12 protein-coding genes and 1 tRNA gene are annotated in these 18,245 nt (G+C 71.7%); 6 read left to right on the top strand and 7 right to left on the bottom strand.

Annotated features, from left to right (window positions below):
- Both ACFV7Q_RS25370 and ACFV7Q_RS25375 read right to left on the bottom strand, forming a co-directional pair.
- Window positions 1-1,388, bottom strand: a 1,388-nt coding sequence (locus ACFV7Q_RS25370; protein WP_385431580.1) for a BTAD domain-containing putative transcriptional regulator, incomplete at its 3' end; no start/stop codon positions are given.
- A gap of 611 nt (window positions 1,389-1,999) precedes the next feature.
- Entirely contained in the window at window positions 2,000-4,291 is a 2,292-nt protein-coding gene (locus tag ACFV7Q_RS25375; protein ID WP_385431581.1) for an asparagine synthase-related protein, read from the bottom strand.
- 660 nt (window positions 4,292-4,951) lie between these two features.
- Between ACFV7Q_RS25375 and ACFV7Q_RS25380 the strand changes: the two genes are divergently transcribed.
- From ACFV7Q_RS25380 to ACFV7Q_RS25395, 4 genes are all read left to right on the top strand, one after another.
- Complete coding sequence (locus ACFV7Q_RS25380; RefSeq protein WP_385431582.1) at window positions 4,952-6,649, top strand: sporulation protein; 1,698 nt, start codon at window positions 4,952-4,954, stop codon at window positions 6,647-6,649.
- A 19-nt stretch (window positions 6,650-6,668) separates the two neighbouring features.
- On the top strand, window positions 6,669-7,898 hold the full coding sequence (gene lhgO / locus ACFV7Q_RS25385; RefSeq protein ID WP_385431583.1) for an L-2-hydroxyglutarate oxidase: 1,230 nt from the start codon (window positions 6,669-6,671) through the stop codon (window positions 7,896-7,898).
- Window positions 7,899-8,182: 284 nt separating this feature from the next.
- Window positions 8,183-8,995: a tRNA (guanosine(46)-N7)-methyltransferase TrmB gene (gene trmB, locus ACFV7Q_RS25390; RefSeq protein ID WP_385431584.1), complete on the top strand. Its 813-nt coding sequence runs from the start codon at window positions 8,183-8,185 to the stop codon at window positions 8,993-8,995.
- 50 nt (window positions 8,996-9,045) lie between these two features.
- Window positions 9,046-10,365 (top strand): PrsW family intramembrane metalloprotease, encoded by a 1,320-nt coding sequence (locus ACFV7Q_RS25395; protein WP_385431585.1) that lies wholly within the window; start codon window positions 9,046-9,048, stop codon window positions 10,363-10,365.
- Here ACFV7Q_RS25395 and ACFV7Q_RS25400 read toward each other — a convergent pair.
- The 3 genes from ACFV7Q_RS25400 to ACFV7Q_RS25410 all read right to left on the bottom strand — a co-directional run bounded on the left by ACFV7Q_RS25400 (window position 10,274) and on the right by ACFV7Q_RS25410 (window position 13,140).
- The gene (locus ACFV7Q_RS25400; RefSeq protein WP_385431586.1) at window positions 10,274-11,260 is read right to left on the bottom strand and encodes a M23 family metallopeptidase; all 987 of its coding nucleotides are present in this window, start codon (window positions 11,258-11,260) and stop codon (window positions 10,274-10,276) included. The genes ACFV7Q_RS25395 and ACFV7Q_RS25400 overlap by 92 nt on opposite strands.
- Window positions 11,261-11,609: 349 nt before the next feature.
- A tRNA-Met gene (locus tag ACFV7Q_RS25405) sits at window positions 11,610-11,683 on the bottom strand.
- A 980-nt stretch (window positions 11,684-12,663) separates the two neighbouring features.
- Window positions 12,664-13,140 (bottom strand): hypothetical protein, encoded by a 477-nt coding sequence (locus tag ACFV7Q_RS25410; RefSeq protein WP_385431587.1) that lies wholly within the window; start codon window positions 13,138-13,140, stop codon window positions 12,664-12,666.
- A gap of 195 nt (window positions 13,141-13,335) precedes the next feature.
- Here ACFV7Q_RS25410 and ACFV7Q_RS25415 point away from each other — a divergent pair, with 195 nt between their 5' ends.
- Window positions 13,336-14,883, top strand: a complete 1,548-nt coding sequence (locus ACFV7Q_RS25415) for a ricin-type beta-trefoil lectin domain protein (protein ID WP_385431589.1) — start codon at window positions 13,336-13,338, stop codon at window positions 14,881-14,883.
- A 1,086-nt stretch (window positions 14,884-15,969) separates the two neighbouring features.
- Here ACFV7Q_RS25415 and ACFV7Q_RS25420 read toward each other — a convergent pair.
- Both ACFV7Q_RS25420 and ACFV7Q_RS25425 read right to left on the bottom strand, forming a co-directional pair.
- Window positions 15,970-17,022: a glycosyltransferase family 4 protein gene (locus tag ACFV7Q_RS25420; RefSeq protein WP_385431591.1), complete on the bottom strand. Its 1,053-nt coding sequence runs from the start codon at window positions 17,020-17,022 to the stop codon at window positions 15,970-15,972.
- A 34-nt stretch (window positions 17,023-17,056) separates the two neighbouring features.
- Window positions 17,057-17,542 carry an NUDIX hydrolase gene (locus ACFV7Q_RS25425; protein WP_385431593.1) on the bottom strand — a complete coding sequence of 162 codons (486 nt, stop codon included), beginning with the start codon at window positions 17,540-17,542 and terminating at the stop codon, window positions 17,057-17,059.
- Between the two features lie 11 nt (window positions 17,543-17,553).
- Between ACFV7Q_RS25425 and ACFV7Q_RS25430 the strand changes: the two genes are divergently transcribed.
- Window positions 17,554-18,243, top strand: a complete 690-nt coding sequence (locus tag ACFV7Q_RS25430) for a hypothetical protein (protein ID WP_385431594.1) — start codon at window positions 17,554-17,556, stop codon at window positions 18,241-18,243.
- Window positions 18,244-18,245 lie beyond the last annotated feature (2 nt).

Here is an 18,245-nt window from a genome sequence, read left to right on the forward strand (position 1 = left end):
TCCCGGCTGGTGGCCAGGATCCGCACGCCGGGGCAGTGGACGAGGAGCTGCTCGGCCAACTCGGCGGCCGCACCGACCACGTGCTCGCAGTTGTCGAGCACGAGGAGCAGGCGGCGGTCCGCGCAGTACTCGACGAGCTGGGCGGTGGGGTCGGCTGCGGTGGTCTTCTCGCGGGCGACGAGGGTGTTCTCGCGCAGGCCGAGCGCACTGAGGACGGCGCCGGGGAGGGCTGCGGGGTGGTCGAGGCGGGCCAGTTCCACGAGCCAGGCGGGCTCGGGGCGGGCAGCGGCCGCGTGCTCGGCGAGGCGGGTCTTTCCGGATCCGCCGGGGCCGGTGAGGGTGACGAGCCGGAGCCGGGCCAGGTCGACCTTGAGGGAGGCGAGTTCGGACTCCCGGCCGACGAAGGAGTTCAGGCGGGGGCGGAGGTTGCCGGTGGGCGGGGCGGCGGGGTCGGACTGGTTCAGCCGCGGCTCCGGGGCCGGAGCCGGAGCCGGGGTCGCGGTCGCGGCCGGGGCGGGGGTGGGGCTCGGCGTCGGGGCGGGAGCCGGGGCCGGAACCGGCGCCGTGGTCGGGGCCCAGACAGAGGCAGAGGCAGAAGCAGAAGCAGGAGCCGGGGCCGGGGCCGGGGCGGGAGTCGGCGGCGGGGGCGGGGTCAGCAGCTGGGCGTGGAGGGCCGTGAGTTCCGGGCCGGGGTCGGCGCCCAGGGCGTCGGCGAGGGCGCGGCGGGTCCGCTCGTACGCGGCGAGCGCTTCGGCGGGGCGGCCCGCGGCGCGGAGGGCGCGCAGCTGCTGGGCGCGGACGGTTTCGTCGTACGGGTTCTCGCGGATCAGGGCCTCTATGTCGGGCAGCAGCCCGGCGGGGTCGGTGGAGCCGCACCGCAGGTCCGCCTCGATGCGGTCGCGCAGGGCGGCGCTGCGGTGCGCCTCGGGGGCGGCGGCGTGGTCGCGGCGGGCGGGCTCGGCGAGGTCGGCGAGGGCGGGGCCGCGCCAAAGGGCGAGGGCGGTGCGGAGGGTTGCGGCAGCGCGGGTGGGGTCGGAGGCGAGCTCGGCCTTGCCGAGGCGGGTGAGGCGGGTGAAGCGGTGCAGGTCGACGTCGTCGGGGTCGGTGACGGCGAGTCGGTAGCCGCCGGCGGGGTCCGCCTGGACGGTGTCCCGGCTGCCGAGGGCGCGGCGGAGCCGGGCGACGAGGGCCTGCAGTGCGGCGGGGGCGTCCCGGGGCGGGTCGTCGCCCCAGACCGCGTCGATGAGGTCGGCCACGGGCACGGCGGTCGGTCCGCCGGCCCGGAGCGCGAGGGCGGCGAGCAGGGCGCGCAGCCGGGCCCCACCGAGGGCTCGGGGGGCTCCGGTCCCGTCGCGCGCTTCGCTGACACCGAGGATGAAGTACCGCACCGGGCAATTCTGCCGGGCGGCCGCGCGGGGGGCGCGGAAGTTTCCGCCGCCTCCGTGACGGCCGTCCGGGGGGGCGGTCGTGTCGGCCCTCCTGCCACCAGCAGCTCCGGGCCGGCGCCCGCAGTGGCACGTCCGGTCCGGGCGGTCGGGCGGTCGGGCGGTCGGGCGGCAGCAGCCTCGTGAACACCCGGTCTGCCAGCCGGTCCGCAGCCTCCTCGCAGGTCAGCCCGTTGCCCTCCGCTACGGCTTCGGAGCCAGCACCCCGGCGGGCAGCGCGCGGGCGGTCCGGCCCGGACCGGACCGGCGGGCTTCCACCGCCGCGGCGGCCCGGCCGGTCCACGGCATCCGGGCGGGCACCACCCGCTCGGCCTGCGGAAGGAGCGCCGCCGGGGGTTCCCTCGCCGCGGGTGCGGGAGGAAGGGCGTCCAGCGGCTCCGAGCACGCCGGTGGCGAGGGGCGACGCGGTGCAGGGCCGCCCCGGGTTCGTCCGGGCGGCCCGTGGCGGCCCGTGGCAGCCGGGGCGGCCGGGGCGAGCGGGTGAGCGGGTGAGCGGGTGAGCGGGTGAGCGGGTTGGCGGCGCCGGGGCGAGCGGTGAGCGGGGCCGCGGGATTTCAGGAGAGGGCTGGGCGGGGGGCGGGGACGCCGTTGGGGACGGCGCGGCGGCGGGGGGTGGAGGTACCGGTCCAGCAGGTGCCGCGGCGGTTGAGCAGGCGGCCGAGCCAGAGCTCCATGGAGACGAGTTCGGCGAGGCCGTCCAGCGGGACCGGCCGGCCCTCGGCCGCGTCCAGCAGGGCCTGCTGGACGACGCGGGCCTCGATGAGGCCGGCGTCGGCGAGGAGCGGGGCCGTGAACAGGGCGAGGAGGGAGCTCAGGGCGGCGCGGAGGCCCAGGCGGGTGGCGGTCTCGTTCGGGGTGTGGGCGGTGGCTCCCCAGCCCGGGGGGAGTTCGCGGACGCCGGCCGAGGACAGCACGGTGCGCAGGATCGCGGCCCGCGCCCCCGGCTGAACGCGGAGGGACTCCGGGAGGGCCCGGGCGGCCCGTACGACCTGGTTGTCGAGGAAGGGTGCGTGCAGACGCTGGCTGCGGACCTCGGCGGCCTGTTCGAAGACCCGGTGGTCGGCGGCGTGGCGGGCCAGGGCCGACCGGGCACGGGCCTCGCCGGGGCGCAGCGAGACGGGGGGCCGGCCGGCAGCGGCCGTGAGGCGGATCGATACTTCCGCGAGCGCCTCGCCGGTCAGCCAGCCCGCGGCCGGGCCCGGCCGGGACCACGTGAGGGCGGCGAGCGAGGCGTCGACCGGCCCGGAGGAGGGACCGGCGCACACGTCTCCCTCGCGCAGCCGGGCGGCGGCGGCCTCCATGCCGGTGCGGTACGGCGTACGGGCCAGGCGGCGGGCGGCGGAGTAGACGGAGAAGGGGACGAGGAGGGAGGCGGGCGAGTCTGCCGGGGCGGAGCGGGCGAGGGCGGCGACGGGGCGGAGCAGGTGGCGGCGCCGGCGGTCCATGAGGAGGTCGGCGAGGCGGGCCGGGTGGGCGTCGAGGACCTGGCGGGCGCCGTGCCCGACGAAGTGGTCGGCGGAGCCGGCGGCGAGCCGGCGCCGCTCGCGGGCGGCGAAGACCAGCGAGGGCCCGGGTTCGTCGGTCAGGGGCCCGTCGAGGTCGGCGTACGGGAGGGCTTCCTCTGACGCGGCGACGACGACGTGGTGCAGCCGGGGGTTGGCGGCGATGGCGCGGGCCCGTTCGAGTTCGGCCTCGCGGCCCTGGGGGGTGGCGAGGTCGTTGAAGGTGACGGCCAGCAGCCGTTCCCCGGTGCGTCTGGCGATGGTGCCCGGCTGGCCGGGGAGTCCGGCGGCGAGCAGGGCGAGGGTTGCGGAGGCGCTGCCGCCGGAGAGGTCGGCGCCGACGCCCGGTACGGGCGCCCCGCGGGCCGCGCGCCGGTCGGCGGGGCCCATTCCGGGCACCGGCCCGGGGTCGTGCGGCAGGGTGTCGGGGGCATGCCGGGGGGCCGTGAGCCGGGCGCGCACCGCGTCCACCAATGCTTCGCGCACGCCCTCCACCGCCCGGTCGGGATCGGCGTCCGGGGCGGCCACGGCGAGGGAGGCCACGGGCTCGTACCCGGTGATCTCCCGGGATCCCTCGCGAAGGATCAGGGCGTGCCCGGGCGGGATGCGCCGCACGCCGACGTACGGGGTGCCGTCGCCCAGTGCCTCGGGGCTGTCGGGGCAGGCGAGGAGGGCGGCGAGGTGGCCGATGTCGAGCTGTGCCTCGATGAGGTCGGCGAGCGGGAGCGCGGCGGTGGCGTACGCGGTCCCGCCGGCCCACGGCGTGTAGAAGACGGGGCGGGCTCCGGCGAGGTCGCCGACGACGGTGATGCGGCGGCCGGTCTGGACGACGACGGTGTGGCTGCCGGACCACTGGGTGAGGTGGCGCAGGGCGCCGCCGCGGGCGGCGACGAGGGCGCGGCGCAGCTCGGCGTCGGTGGCGCCGCAGCAGCCGAAGACGGCGATCCGGGTGAAGGGGTCGCCGGGGTCGGCGGTGAGGGTGCGGATCTCGTCGGGGCGCCAGTCGCCGACGGCCCACAGCGGGTCGGGGTCCCCCCACAGGAGTTGGGCGCCGACCGGGACGACGGTGCGTTCGGCTTCGTGGCCTGCGGGGTCGTCCGGGTGGGAGGCGTCGGCGATGCCGCCGGTGATCAGGCCGTTCCCGTCGAAGCCGGTGGGCGGGCCGTAGGCGGCGCGGGCACCCCGGGTGTCGTAGTCGTACGGGCCGGGGCCGTACGGGCCGGGGCCGTCGGCGTACGGGCCGCGGGCGCGGCCGCCGGGGCCACCACGGCCGGCGTGACCGGAGACGCGGCCGGCCGTGCCGAAGCTCGCGGCGATACTGCTCCACCCCACCAACCAGCGCACGCCGCCGCCTCCCCAGCCCGTGGGCAATTGACCGGGGCGTGAACGGGCCGGGCAGTGTGAGGGCGCGGCCGGCTGGACCCCGGGTGGCTCGGGTCCATGCTGCCACGAGACGGGCGTGCGGGAGTGACCGAGGAGGGCGCACGTACGAACGAACATGCCCTGGACACTCGGTATTTGACGTTCCGTTCCCCCCGCCCCATAGGTCGGTTTCGGCCATTCTTCGGCGGTGCCCGGTGCGACGCGCGGGCGCGGTCCGGGAGGCGGGACCGCCCCCCGGACCGTTCCGCCACCCGCGGGGATTGAGGCGGCGGCATCCCCCGGCCCGCCGGATCCACGCAGCGGGCCGACCCACGCACCGCACATCGAATCGCCGGGGCCCGGTACCGGCCAGAGCGCACGGGCGGGCGCACGGCCACACGGGCGGAGCACGGTGGGGGGCGCGTCGGGGGGCGCGCGCCCTCGGTGGAGCCCCGGGGTCGACTGTGCGGGCGGACAACAATCCCGCCATACGGAAGTCGGGGCCTTAACGCTTGGGAGGCGGGGAACTACGCTGGGTTTACGAAATGCCGGGCGCCTATGCCCCGGCGGCGCACGAGTGCCGGCGAGTGCCTGTGCGTGCGCATGAGTTGTGTGCGTTCCGCGCGTGACGAGGGGTGGCGCATGTCCAGGGAGCTCCGCGAACCCAACGAGAAGCTCGGCGCCGTCCTCGCACTGGCGGGCATCAGCAACGCAGGACTGGCCCGGCGGGTCAACGACCTCGGCGCGCAGCGCGGCCTGACCCTCCGTTACGACAAGACCTCGGTGGCGCGGTGGGTGTCCAAGGGGATGGTGCCGCAGGGTACCGCCCCCCACCTGATCGCCGCCGCGATCGGGGCGAAGCTCGGGCGGCCGGTGCCGCTGCACGAGATCGGGCTGGCGGACGCGGACCCCGCGCCCGAGGTCGGCCTGTCCTTCCCGCGGGACGTGGGCGATGCGGTGCGCTCCGCCACCGACCTCTACCGGCTCGACCTCGCCGGACGCCGGGGCGGCGGTGGCGGGATCTGGCAGTCGCTCGCCGGCTCGTTCTCCGTGTCGGCGTACGCGACGCCCGCCTCGCGCTGGCTGATATCCCCGGCCGACAGTTCCGTGGCGCGCGAGCCCGCCGCGCCCGGCCCGGCTGCCGCCGCCCGCGGCGCATCCGGTCCTGCCGTCCCGGCCGTCCCGCCCACCTCCTCCGGCTCCGGTTCCGGTTCCGCCGGTGTTTCCGCTGCTGCTTCCGCCTCTACTGCCGCCCCTACTGCCAACCCTGCTTCCGTTTCCGCGTCCGTTCCCGTCCCCGCCGCCGCGGCCGGGCTGTCCTCGCCCCCCGCGTCGGCCGTTGTGCCCGCCACGGCTTCGGGTGAAACGTCGCACGCGCCGCCCGTGGTGCCGACGGTCCTCGGGGTGTCGGACGCCTCCCCGCAGCGCGTCGGCCACAGCGACGTGAGCAAGCTCCGCGAGGCCGCCGAGGACGCCCGCCGATGGGACTCCAAGTACGGCGGCGGGGACTGGCGTTCGTCGATGGTGCCCGAGTGCCTGCGCGTCGACGCGGCACCGCTGCTCCTCGGCTCGTACAGCGACGAGGTGGGGCGCGCCCTGTTCGGAGCGACCGCCGAACTGACCCGACTGGCCGGGTGGATGGCCTTCGACACCGGACAGCAGGAGGCCGCCCAGCGCTACTACATCCAGGCGCTGCGCCTGGCCCGTGCCGCCGCCGACGTACCCCTCGGCGGGTACGTCCTGGCCTCGATGTCGCTCCAGGCGACGTACCGGGACTTCCCCGACGAGGGCGTGGACCTCGCGCAGGCCGCCGTCGAACGCAACCGCGGCCTGGCCACGGCCCGCACCATGAGCTTCTTCCGGCTGGTCGAGGCCCGGGCGCACGCCAAGGCGGGCGACTCGGCCGCCGCGGAGGCCGCGCTGCGGGCCTCGGAGGGCTGGCTGGAACGGGCCAGGGACGTCGACCGCGATCCGACGTGGCTGGGCTTCTACTCGTACGACCGCTTCGCGGCGGACGCGGCGGAATGCTACCGGGACCTCAAGCTGCCCCGGCAGGTACGGCGTTTCACCGAGCAGGCGCTGTCCCGCCCCACCGAGGAGTACGTGCGCTCGCACGGACTGCGGCTGGTGGTGAGCGCGGTCGCCGAGCTGGAGTCGGGAAACCTCGACGCGGCGTGCGCGGCCGGCGCCCGCGCGGTGGAGGTCGCGGGCCGCATCTCCTCGGCGCGGACGACCGAATACGTACGGGACCTGCTGCACCGCCTGGAACCCTACGGGGACGAGCCGCGCGTCGCGGAGCTGCGCGAACGGGCCCGGCCGCTGCTGGTGGCCCCCGCGTAGCACTGCTGTCGGTGGCGGGGTGCAGTATGCAGGGGTGGGAGGTGGCAGCTTGGGCAGGCTCGACTGCGATGTGCTGGTCGTCGGTGGGGGCATCGTCGGACTGTCGACGGCGTACGCCCTGTCGCGCCTGGCTCCGGGGACCCGGGTGGTGGTGCTGGAGAAGGAGTCCGGCCCGGCCCGGCACCAGACCGGCCGCAACAGCGGGGTGATCCACAGCGGCATCTACTACCGGCCCGGATCGCTGAAGGCGCGCTTCGCGGTGCGCGGTGCGGCCGAGATGGTGAAGTTCTGCGCGGAGCACGGGATCGACCACGAGGTCACCGGCAAGCTGATCGTCGCCACCGGGCGGGAGGAGCTACCGCGGCTGCACGCGCTGGTGCAGCGCGGCCGGGAGAACGGGATTCCGGTACGGGAGCTGGGCCCGGCGCAGATCGCCGAGTACGAGCCGGAGGTGCGGGGCCTGGCCGCGATCCACGTCGGCACGACCGGGATCGCCGACTTCGGGCAGGTGGCCCGGCAGCTCGCCGAGTCCTCCGGAGCGGAGATCGTCTACGGCGGGGCCGTGGACCTCGTCTCGCGGCGTGCGTCCGCGGTGGCGGTACGGACGTCCGCGGGCCTGGTGGTACGGGCGAAGGCACTGGTGAACTGCGCGGGCCTGCAGTGCGACCGGGTCGCGCGGCTGGCCGGGGACGACCCGGGGATGCGGATCATCCCGTTCCGGGGGGAGTACTACGACCTGCTGCGGCCGGAGCTGGTGCGGGGGCTGGTGTATCCGGTGCCCGACCCGGCGTTCCCGTTCCTCGGGGTGCACCTGACACGGGGCATCGGCGGCGGCGTGCACGTCGGGCCGAACGCGGTGCCGGCCCTCGCCCGCGAGGGATACGGGTGGGGTGTGGTCCGGCCGCGGGACCTCGCCGACGAGCTGGCCTGGCCGGGAGCCTGGCGGATGGCGCTGCGGCACTGGAGGTACGGGGCCGGCGAAATCCACCGGTCCCTGTCGAAGGCGGCCTTCACGGAGGCGGTGCAGCGGCTGCTGCCGGCGGTCACGGCTGCGGACCTGCGGCGGGCGGAGGCGGGGGTGCGGGCCCAGGCCGTGCTGCGGGACGGGACGCTCGTCGACGACTTCCTGATCCAGGAGGCTGATCGGACCGTGCACGTGCTGAATGCGCCGTCGCCGGCGGCCACGGCTTCGCTGCCGATCGGGCGGGAGATCGCGCGGCGGGCCATGGGCGCGCTTCGAGCCGCCTGACCCCTGGCCGGGGTCGCGGCCGCGGAGCCCCGGCCCGCGGGGCGGGGGTGCCGTTGCTGGGCGGGGGCGGCGTGCCGCTGCGCGGAACTGCTTCCCACCCGCCCTTTCACCGTTGCCGGGGCTCCGGCCCCGGACCCGATCCGGGAGCTCCGCGCCCGGTGCGCTCAAACCCGCGCGGGCTGGACCGGGCTCCCCGGGGGCTCGGGGGCCGGGGGCGCAGGGCGGGCGGTGCGGGGCGGGCGATCGGGCGGGGGTCCGGGGTGGGGTCGTAGAATGCGGGGATTGTGTCTGAGTCCCTTACCCCCCAGCCCAGCCTCGCGGAAGCCGCGCCGGAGGCGTCCTCCTACGTGCCGCCCAAGTGGCGCACCGAGCCGCGGTTCCCGGAGGGGCCCGCGCCCGACCCCGCCGGCTCGCACCACGAGCGGCGGATCCGCAGCTTCCAGCCGCGTCGCAGCCGGGTCACGGCCGGGCAGGGCGCTGCCCTGCAGCGGCTCTGGGGCACCTGGGGCCTGGACATCGACGGCCGCGAGGTCATCGACCTCGACCGGCTCTTCGACGGGCTGCCCGTCGTCCTGGAGATCGGCTTCGGGATGGGCGAGGCGACCGCCCAGATGGCCGCCGCCGACCCGGACACCGGCATCCTCGCCGTCGACGTCCACACCCCCGGCCAGGGGAACCTGCTGGCCCTCGCCGAGCGCAACGGGCTGACCAACGTCCGCGTCGCGAACGGTGACGCGATCATCCTGCTCCGCGAGATGCTGCCGCCCGCCTGCCTCCAGGGGATCCGCGTCTACTTCCCGGACCCGTGGCCCAAGGCCCGCCACCACAAGCGCCGCCTGATCCAGCCTGAGTTCCTGGACCTGGCCGCGACCCGGATGGCGCCGGGGGCCGTGCTCCACTGCGCGACCGACTGGGAGAACTACGCCGAGCAGATGCTCGAAGTGCTCACCGCCCACCCGGCGTTCGAGAACACCCGGCCGGACGGCGGCTACGCGCCCCGGCCGGACTTCCGGCCGCTCACCCGCTTCGAGGGCCAGGGCCTCGACAAGGGGCACGTCGTGCACGACCTGCTCTTCCGGCGGGTCGAGAACGCCTGACCTTTCCGAAGCTCACTCCCCGTGTCCGAGCGGGTCGTTAGAGTCATCATGTGTTCCGAGTTCGTGTCCGTGCGTGCGTGTTCGCCGTGCTGGGCGCATCGGGGCTGACGATCCTCGAACTCGTTCGGGAGCAGACCGGAACCCCCGGGTTCCTCGTCGGCCTCGGCCTGGCCGTGCTGCCGGTGCCGCTGCTCATGGCGGCCTTCCGGTGGCTGGGCCGGGCCGCGCCCCGGCCCTGGGCGCAGCTGCTGTTCTGCTGTGGTTGGGGCGCCTGTACCGCGGCCCTGATCGCCATACTGGCCAACGACTTCGCCACGGAGTGGATCTCCGCGGCGACGGCCGATCCCGACGACGCCGACCGGCTCGGCTCGGTGGTGATCGCGCCGGTGGTGGAGGAGAGCGCCAAGGCGGCGGCGCTGCTGCTGGTGTTCTCGTTCCGAAGAGGGCAGTTCACGGGCCCCGCGGACGGGTTCGTCGTCGCCGGTTTCACCGCCACCGGGTTCGCCTTCACCGAGAACGTCCTGTATCTCGGCAACGCGTTCACCGAGGACCTGAAGAGCGGGGTCGGGGCACTCGATTCGGTGACGGCGGCGACCTTCTTCGTGCGGATCGTGCTCTCGCCGTTCGCGCACCCGCTGTTCACCGTGCTGACCGGACTGGGGTTCGGTGCGGCCGCCGCGGTCGCCGCCGGCCGCCCGCGGGCGCGGTTGATGCGGACCGGCCTGCCGCTGTTCGGCCTGGCGCTCGCGATGGGCATGCACGCGCTGTGGAACTGCTCCTCGCGGATCGGCGAGAACGGGTTCTACTGGGTCTACGGCTGCGTGATGGTGCCGGTGTTCGGGGGGCTGCTGGGCCTGGCGGTGCGGATAAGGCACCGCCGGCTGCGGGCGGTCGCCGGGGAGCTCGCGGTGTACGCGGCCGCGGGCTGGCTGGCCCCGGCCGAGGTGCCGGCGCTGGTGTCGATGCCGGCCCGCTCGCTGGCCCGGGCGCTGGCGCGGCGCAGCGGGGGTCGCGCCGCGGGACGGGCGGTGGCCCGGTACGAGGAGGACGCGGCCGCGCTCGCCCTGCTGCGGCACGGGGCCCGGAGCGGCCCGGCCGGGGATCCGGAGTTCGCGGGACGGGAGCGGGAGCTGCTGCGCCGGTTGTGGCTGCGCCGGGCGACGGCGGGTCCGGCGCTGGCCCGGGCGGCGGTCCTGGAGGACCTGCTGCCGCGGCGGCCCGTCCCGGGTGTGCGGGGACCCGTACCGGCGGCGCGGAGCGGTGGCGCCGGCGGTCCGGTTACGGCGTCAGGCCCTTGGACCGGAGCCACGACAGCGGGTCCACCGTGGAGCCGCCCTTGCGCACTTCCAGGTGGAGATGGGGTCCGGTGACGTTGCCGGTGGCGCCGACCCGGCCGATGGTGTCGCCGGCGCCGACCTGGCCGGAGGTGACGGACATCGAGGACAGGTGGCAGTACCAGACCTCCGTGCCGTCCTCCAGCTGCAGGACGATGCGGTAGCCGTACGCGCCCGACCAGCCGGCCGAGGTGATCTTCCCGGCGCCGACGGCCTTGACGGGGGTGCCGGTGGGGGCGGCGAAGTCGAGGCCGGTGTGGTGACCGGAGGACCACATGGAGCCGGCGGCGCCGTAGTACGAGGTGATCGTGTAGGAGGAGGTCGGCAGGGAGTAGTTGCCGGCCTGCTTGGCGACCCGCTCCTGCTCGGCCTTGGCCTCGGCGACTTCGGCGGCCTCCTTGGCCTGCTTCTCGGCGGCGAGGCGGGCCTCCTCGGCGGCCTTCTCGGCCTCCTCCCGCTTGGCCTTGGCCTCGGCGGCGGCCGCCTCGCGGGCGGCCTGCTCGGCCTGGATGCGGGTCTGGACGTCGGCGGCCTCGTGCTGGGACTCGGCCTGCTGGAGGATGCGGGTGCGCAGGATCTCGCCGGCGTCGGCCTGGTCCTGTGCGGCGGCGGCCGCCTTCGCGCTCTGGGCGTCGGCCCGGCGGGCGTCCTTGTCGGAGTCGTCGTCGGACAGACCGGGCAACGACGGCATGGATATCGGGACTTGCGGACGGTCCTGGGCCGTGGCGATGCCGCCGGCGCCGACCGCGGCGATGATGCCGACTCCGAGGACGGTGGAGCTTCGGGCAAGTCCCCCGCCGCCCTTGGCGACCCGGTGCTTGCCGCGGATCGGGCGCACGGAGTCCTCGGTGGGGTTCCACTCGCCCCAGGCGCCGGCGGAGGGCGGTTCCTGGTTCTCGGCGCCTTCACGGGCAGGCAAGTTGGAGGCCACCGGGGCACACTCCTCAAGGACACGCACGCGCAGGGCGCCGCCTCTTGCGACGGCTGGGACGACCGCGCTGCGTTATCGAACGGTAATAGACGGACGGGAATGATTCCAAGCCGTCGCGATTGATCGTTTCGGCCAATCGACCGACCGCTGGCCCGATTTGGCCTGCGTTAATCACGATTCAGTGGGTCAACTCGGGCGAATCGCCGCACGATTCCGCATCTCTTCAGCCACACCAGTATCTTGACGGCCCGTCATCGACCTTGCAGTACGCGTCACTTCACTCACGTAGCGTGACGGCATCAGGGACGACGAAGGCCCGGTTCCAGAGGAACCGGGCCTTCGTGCTGAGTAGCGGGGACAGGATTTGAACCTGCGACCTCTGGGTTATGAGCCCAGCGAGCTACCGAGCTGCTCCACCCCGCGTCGGTGAACACAACCCTACGCCATCCGAAGGGGGGCTCGTGCCCATTTATGGTCCGGGACCCCGCACCGACCGACATATCCGCAGGTCAGCGAAGTGAAAGGTGATTGAAGAGAGGTGCCGGGAGAGGCCCCCGACCGCTGCTCCCGTCCCGTCAGCCCGTGGCCAGCCGGAGCAGCGCCGGGGAGCCGATGCCGAAGGCGGTCGTCAGGTGGAGACTCCGGGCCGCCGGGCCAGCAGCGGGGGCCGGACGTGACGGCTGCCGTGCCGGCGACGGCGGGGCGGGGGCGGGCGCGATGACGGGGTGAGGTGGTCCATCGGGCCGGGGCCCCTCCATGGGCGCGCCGCCGTCCGCAGAGCCCCCGTACCCCGCCCGCCGGCACCCCGATGCCCGCGACCACGGCGACGGCCAGGACACCGGCCACGGTGCCCGCCAGGAGGCGCTGACGGCCGTGTTGAACGGAAGACCTCGACCCGTGGGGGCTCCGCGCCCCGCGGACCGGGTGGAGCGCACTGCGAACGCCCCGTCGGCCGTACGGGATCGTGCAGCACGCCCGACGGCTGCGCAGCAGCGGCCCGCAGCCGGCCGGGGCCCGGACATGACGGAGCGCCCCACCCCAAGCCGGGTGGGGCGCTCGTACGCAGGTCACAGGGGATGTCCCCCTGGCCCGCGAGCCGTAGGCCATGTCGGACTCGAACCGACAACCAACGGATTAAAAGTCCCGGCAAGATCGTGCCGGGCCGTCCTTCTCAATCCGCTGCGATCCGGAAATGCCTGTTCAGAGGGATGCGGCGTGCCGCTCGATCCGCTCCGGACCGGGTCTTGCCAGCGCGTCCGCTCACGCATCGCTCACGCATCGCTCACGCATGCGGCCCTCTTGCTGACCCGTCGATAGAAGCCCCGTCTGGTCTTGCGCCTAAGCGCGTGCGAGTGGGGGCGCGAGGCCCCAGGCGACCGCCCCGGCGAGCAGGACTACGACGATCACGAGGGCCGAAAGGCTCTCTGCCGGGTAGAGGGGAAGCGCCCACCGAGGGCTGATGCGGTATCCAAGCGGGTCGGGGGTTGTCCGAGCGTCACGTTGGCGTTGCTGTACAGCAGCCCGGCAGCCACGGCCGTGGCCTCGTTCGCGATCTGGCGCACCACCAAAGCCAGAGCGAGGTTGAAAGGGCGGGTGGCGGGGCTACGGATCTCCAGCCCGAGTCCGTGAGGTCGGCCAGGGACCTCTTCAGCCCATATGCCTTCGACGGGGTTGAGGTCGGGTGCGGAGGCCGGGCGCTTGTTGATGGTCAGCCAGTCACTGTTGGCGTTCGCATGGCGATTGTGCCCGCCGTCCGCATCGCGCGTTTTCAGTCGATCCACATCCTGAGCGATGAATTCCCGCCAATAATCGAACGTGTAATCGACCTGGATGCGCGTTATTCGATAGGTTTCGGGTGTAACGCTCAGCGATGGAGACATGGGGGGATTGTGAAAATCAGCCGAGCGGCTTCTATAACCCTCGGAGTTTCGGCAATGTTAGCGGCGATGCTGCCATTCAACGCAGTGGCCGCGGATAGTGAATCAGGGTCTTGGGTGTGGTCCAGGTCGGGTGAGCCCCCGACTTCCGATAACGTGGGCGCAAAATTGAGCCCTAGGCGAGACACCGCACAGCAGGTGCCTGCAGGCTCCCAGGAGCTGCCCAGTCCGCCGGTTCCGACACCGCAATATGAAGCCCGGGCTACTGAACGCAGCGGAGCCCACTACAAGGCAGACGCTGATGCCAGCAAGTCGGAGGTGGCAGGCTCGCCAGACTTCGCCGCGTGTACCGCAAATCCGGAGGGGCATAACCCTTCCAATTCCGGATCCATAAAGAACCATTTCGAGTTTTGCCGATGGGGCTACAACAAGCTCACCAAGCTCGACGGGAGTGGGCGCGTTGAGGGGCAGGTGATATTCAAGGAGACAGAAGTCGGAGAAGGCTCCAGCGAGAAAAGAATCGGCACAATTCACATCAAGGTGACTGACCTAAAGGTGACCGGCACATTCATCGGCGCCTCCATGACGATGTCTCCTTCCGCCACAGGATATCCCGGCGCTTGCACCACTCGTATCGGTTCCGCCTCGACTGTCACCGAGCCGTTAACTTCGTGGGGGGACAAGTATCTTGCTTATGAAGTCATCGGGAACGCCCTGTCAGGCGATCAGACTCGCGGGGACAAACCCTTGTCGTGTAATTTCCAAAGCAACTGGAAGGTAGACGGAAAGAAGGCTTCATCCGACTGGTACCACGCACCTGAACAGGGAATGCGAATGGATTCCGGCCACTATCTGGCACAGTTCGGACGCGGCCAGGAGGGAACGATATTCCCCCGCACAGTTCCATGGTTCTCCTACGACTATAATGACCCGAATGTAAAACAAGTGGCAGAGCACATCTTCTCTGCCTATATGAACCCGGCAAGTACAGAGCCTCACGTTTACGCCGACAAGAAAATTCCGGGCTGGCGTGGGAGTTCCACCAAACTGACGAGGAACTGGCCTGAATTCAATGGCCCGGGCGGCGAAGCCGAAATGGTGAGCAAAAGGAACGAGAGCGCAAAGGATAAGGCTTGCAGGAATATGGTTAAGGGGGATCCGACCTATCAATGTGACGAATTCCCCTTCGCCTCAACGATGGAAGGGGCGGGCTCTGGCCATAATTTCTCGGTGCGGTACGTCCCTCAGAAAGCCAACGGCAGTGCGGGCGGGAAGCTCGCTGCCTGGTACGCCCGGGATCGAATTCTGCACGGCGATCAGTTCCAGGTATTTGTCGAGAACCACGGGAAACTCATGCCTGGATCCCTGCTCTCTATGCATTCTGGCAAGGCATTGGATGTCGCAGGTTGGGCCCCCGGCGCCCCTCTGCAGATCTGGGAATACTGGGGCGGCCCGAACCAGGACTTCACTTTCAATGACGATAATGAACTGCGCGTTTTCGGAAACCACTGCCTGGACGGTGGGGCGGGAACTCCTAACACCCGGGTAACGAGCGAGCCGTGCTCAGGCGCCGATTCGCAGAAATGGGTGGGAGGGACGTCGATTCCCACATCCATCCCATCCATTTTCCATGCAAAATCAGGGCTATGTCTAGACGTCAGTTCCTGGGGTACGGATAACGGCAATCCGGTAATCCTCTGGGACTGCAACGCGGCGGACAATCAGAAGTGGCGGGTAGCCGAGTAGGAATCCACCCAGCCTGGATGAGCTAGCGGCCCCTCAGAAGCCATGCTTCTGAGGGGCCGCCTGGTTTTTATTTAATTTCGCTGAACTGGATTAGATACTCCTCAAGCCCTTCAATTGGATATGCAACTCCGAGGAGTTGATCATAACGTTCTTGGGCAGTAGCCCCGCCCTTCCTCCAGACGCGCAATTCATACTCGGCACTCTTCCGCAGGGAGAAGCTTAGATGCGGGCCGTCAATCGTCCAGATGGAGGCTTCCCCGCTGAAAGTTGAGTATGAGCTGTGCCCGATCAACTCAAATTCTGGATCTTCGGGATTTAAGGGGTGCCTTCGGATTTCCACCGTAACCAGAGGTCGATGCGTTCCGACGAGACTCATGAAACGGACGGCTCCGCGCGCTGTCCGCACCGGCTTGCTGTCAATCTCTAGGTCTAGCCAGGCTGGAGAGGAGGAATCCTCGGCAGACCTGGCCTCTTGGATGCCGAAGATGCAACGGTCGACACGGAGGAGGATTGTTTCCCTGTACAGAATGTCTTCCACCATGATTCGAGCAATACTCCTGAAAATGGCAGGATTGGGATAATTTTCAAAGCGCGAGCGTCTCTGCAATACACCTCGCGGCAGAAACTCTCGGCATGAGAAGAGGACAGCGGGACCCTGCCTCACCTTATGCGTTGCAGGCCAGAAAGTGAACGATCCAGGCTCAGCCCGGTGCCGATTTACGAGCAACACTCGCGAGACCGCTCGCTGAGCATGAGTACCCGACACGGCGGCAGAGGACTACTGATTCAACGACGACAGCGTGCCGGCCAAGCTCCTGCTGGGCCTTTCTCCCAGGCGATCTACAAAGCCCCACCCGGCCACCGCTTCGTCGTCCCGCCCTACGCGCCCGACCTCAACCCCGCTGAGGGGATCTGGTGCCTCCTGCGACGCGGGCTGGCTCTCCAGCGTCGCCTTCAGTACCCCGAACACCTCGTCCAGCGCATCCGACGCGGCCTCATGCACATCCAGTACCGCAGCGACCTCATAGACGGCTGCCTCGCCGAGACCGGCCTGAGGAGCGACACGACATCACGAGTTCAACCTCATCAGCCAGACTGGCTGGTCAGCGCTTCCCAGGTCGCTGCGACGTTGTCCGGAGTGATGTGGGATGCGCTGGCCTGGGCCATGCGCGCCATCGGAGTGCGCCGTGTCGGGCTGGTGAGCAGGGCGATGGCGGCGTCGGCGAAGGCACGGTGGGTCTTGGGGTCGTCGATGTTGCCCTCGATGAGGATGCCAGTGTGGTTGTGGTGGACCCGTTCGTTGAGGGCGTCGATAGGGCTAGTGATCACTGGGGTGCCGGCGGCGGCTGATTCCGCGGCGGAGAGGCAGAACATCTCGGGGAAGCGGCAGGGGTAGAGGGTGAGGGACGCCTGCTGCTGGATCTCGATCAGTTCGGAGCGGGGGCGGGCGCCGAGGAGGCGGACGCCTTCGGGGAGGTCCTGGCCGCGGAGGATCTGGTGCCAGCGGTCGTCGGACTCGGAGTTGGTGAAGCCCCACAGCTGCCAGCCGCTGGTGACCCAGAGCTCGGCGTCGGGCACGGCGGCGCGGATGCGGGGCCAGAGGGCGAGGGCTGCGTCGAGGCCGCGGTTGGGCATGCTGGAGAAGAGGCAGATGGGGGCCCTGTCCTCGATGGGCTGGGTGTAGCGGTCGGTCTCGACGGGGAGCGGGATGAGCTGGGTGGGGATCTCCACGCCGGCGGTGTCGAGGCGGTTCTGCATGGCCTGGGAGGCCAGGACGACCCGGCCGCCGCGGTCCCGGAAGGTGTCGGCGAAGGCGGCCGGGCCGCGGGTGCGGTCGTCGAGCATCCAGAAGAGGTGCTGGCCGGCCTTCGAGTCGGCGGGCCAGAGGGCTTCGTCGAAGCGGACCGCGACCGCGACGTCGGGAGCGGGTGTGGTGTCGAGTTCCCAGGCCATGCGCCACTTCACGCCGTCGTAGGTGCCGGGGCGGTAACAGCAGTTGAAGACCTCGACGTCGTGGCCGCGGGCGGCGAGGGCGCGGGTGAGGAGGACCAAGGAGGCTTCGCAGCCGCCGAGGCCGGGGTTCTCGTAGTCGGGCGGGTAGAAGCTGGTGCGCTTGGGGTAATGGAACTGCCATCGCATGGTGGGCTCCCTGGGTGGGTCCTCGGTGGGCGGGTCAGTTGTGCCAGGTGTCCTCGCGGACCGCGGTCGGGTCGAGTCCGAGCCGGTAGGCGGCCTGGACGGCGGCGGCGGACTGGAGGAGGCCGTCGATGCCCCAGTCGAGAAGTGCCGGGGCCTTGTTGAGCGGGGCGATCAGGCGGCCGTAGGTGCGGCCGGTGTCGGGGTCGGGCTCGCGCGGGAGGAAGTCGGTGATGCGGGCGGCCAGGCGGAGCTGGGCGTACGGGGGCCGGCCGGCCTCGGTGACCTCTTGGTAGCCGAGGTAGACGGGGTCTCCGATGGTGATCTGGCTTTCCTCGCGGCACTCGCGGGCGAGAACGGCCGGCGCGTCCTCGCCGTTCTCCGGCTTGCCTCCGGGGAGGCCGTAGCGGCCGGCGTCCTCGCGCAGCAGGACGCGGCCGGTGTCGTCGAAGCAGAACCCGTAGACCTGGCGGACGAGGATGTCCTCGGGAAGGGGTTCGGTGATCCAGCGGAAGGAGACCACGGTTCCTCCTGATGGTGGTCCGAGTTGTCGAAACGGCTTGCCTGCACTGGCGGCCAGGGTGTGAAGTCCTGTGCATGCCAGTGGTGTTCTGCAAGCCTGACGCACTCTATGGACCGCGCAGCACGGTCGACGGTCAGCGCGCTGCCGCCCTGTTGTCGGCTCTCGCGGCTCGCTGCGCCGACGACGGCCCGGAAGGCGTGGGGGAACCGTGGCGTACGGGTGCGGAGCGAGCGGCCACCCAGATTGCTGAACGTGCGCGAGGCGAAGCCGCCTTCCAGGGGACGCTGACCGACGCCGACGAGGCCGCGGTGCGGCTTCGGGATGTGGCCGGGCGGCTGTCGCCGGGAGCGATCAGTACACGGGAAGTGCTGCGCCTTTCCGTGCAAGGGCTCGGGTTCGTGCTGGAGGCCGAACGGCGGGTGGTGCTCGGCGAGGCGGGTGTGGACGCGGTGTACGGCGGGGCGACCACCACGGTGGAGTTCGACCGCGTTCGTGCGGATCTCGTGGACTACCTCGCCGCCGACTCGGTGGAGGTGTGGCTGCTGAACGGCAAGCAGGCCGAGTGCGCACTCCAGTGGTGGAAGACGTACGTCCGCCACATGCTCCTGGACCGGAAGCCCGGCGAGTACCTGCTGCGGAACCTGGTGCACGTGTGCGACGGACCGGATGCGGATTACCTGGCGGGCCGCCTGCAGGGCTGAGG

This window comes from Streptomyces sp. NPDC059851 (genome assembly GCF_042732005.1).
GTDB lineage: Bacteria > Actinomycetota > Actinomycetes > Streptomycetales > Streptomycetaceae > Streptomyces.

Coding starts and splice junctions, on each gene's coding strand:
- ACFV7Q_RS25380 (WP_385431582.1), top strand. CDS start 4,952: ATGTCCAGGGAGCTCCGCGAACCCAACGAGAAGCTCGGCGCCGTCCTC.
- ACFV7Q_RS25410 (WP_385431587.1), bottom strand. CDS start 13,140: ATGTCTCCATCGCTGAGCGTTACACCCGAAACCTATCGAATAACGCGC.
- ACFV7Q_RS25420 (WP_385431591.1), bottom strand. CDS start 17,022: ATGCGATGGCAGTTCCATTACCCCAAGCGCACCAGCTTCTACCCGCCC.
- ACFV7Q_RS25430 (WP_385431594.1), top strand. CDS start 17,554: ATGGTGGTCCGAGTTGTCGAAACGGCTTGCCTGCACTGGCGGCCAGGG.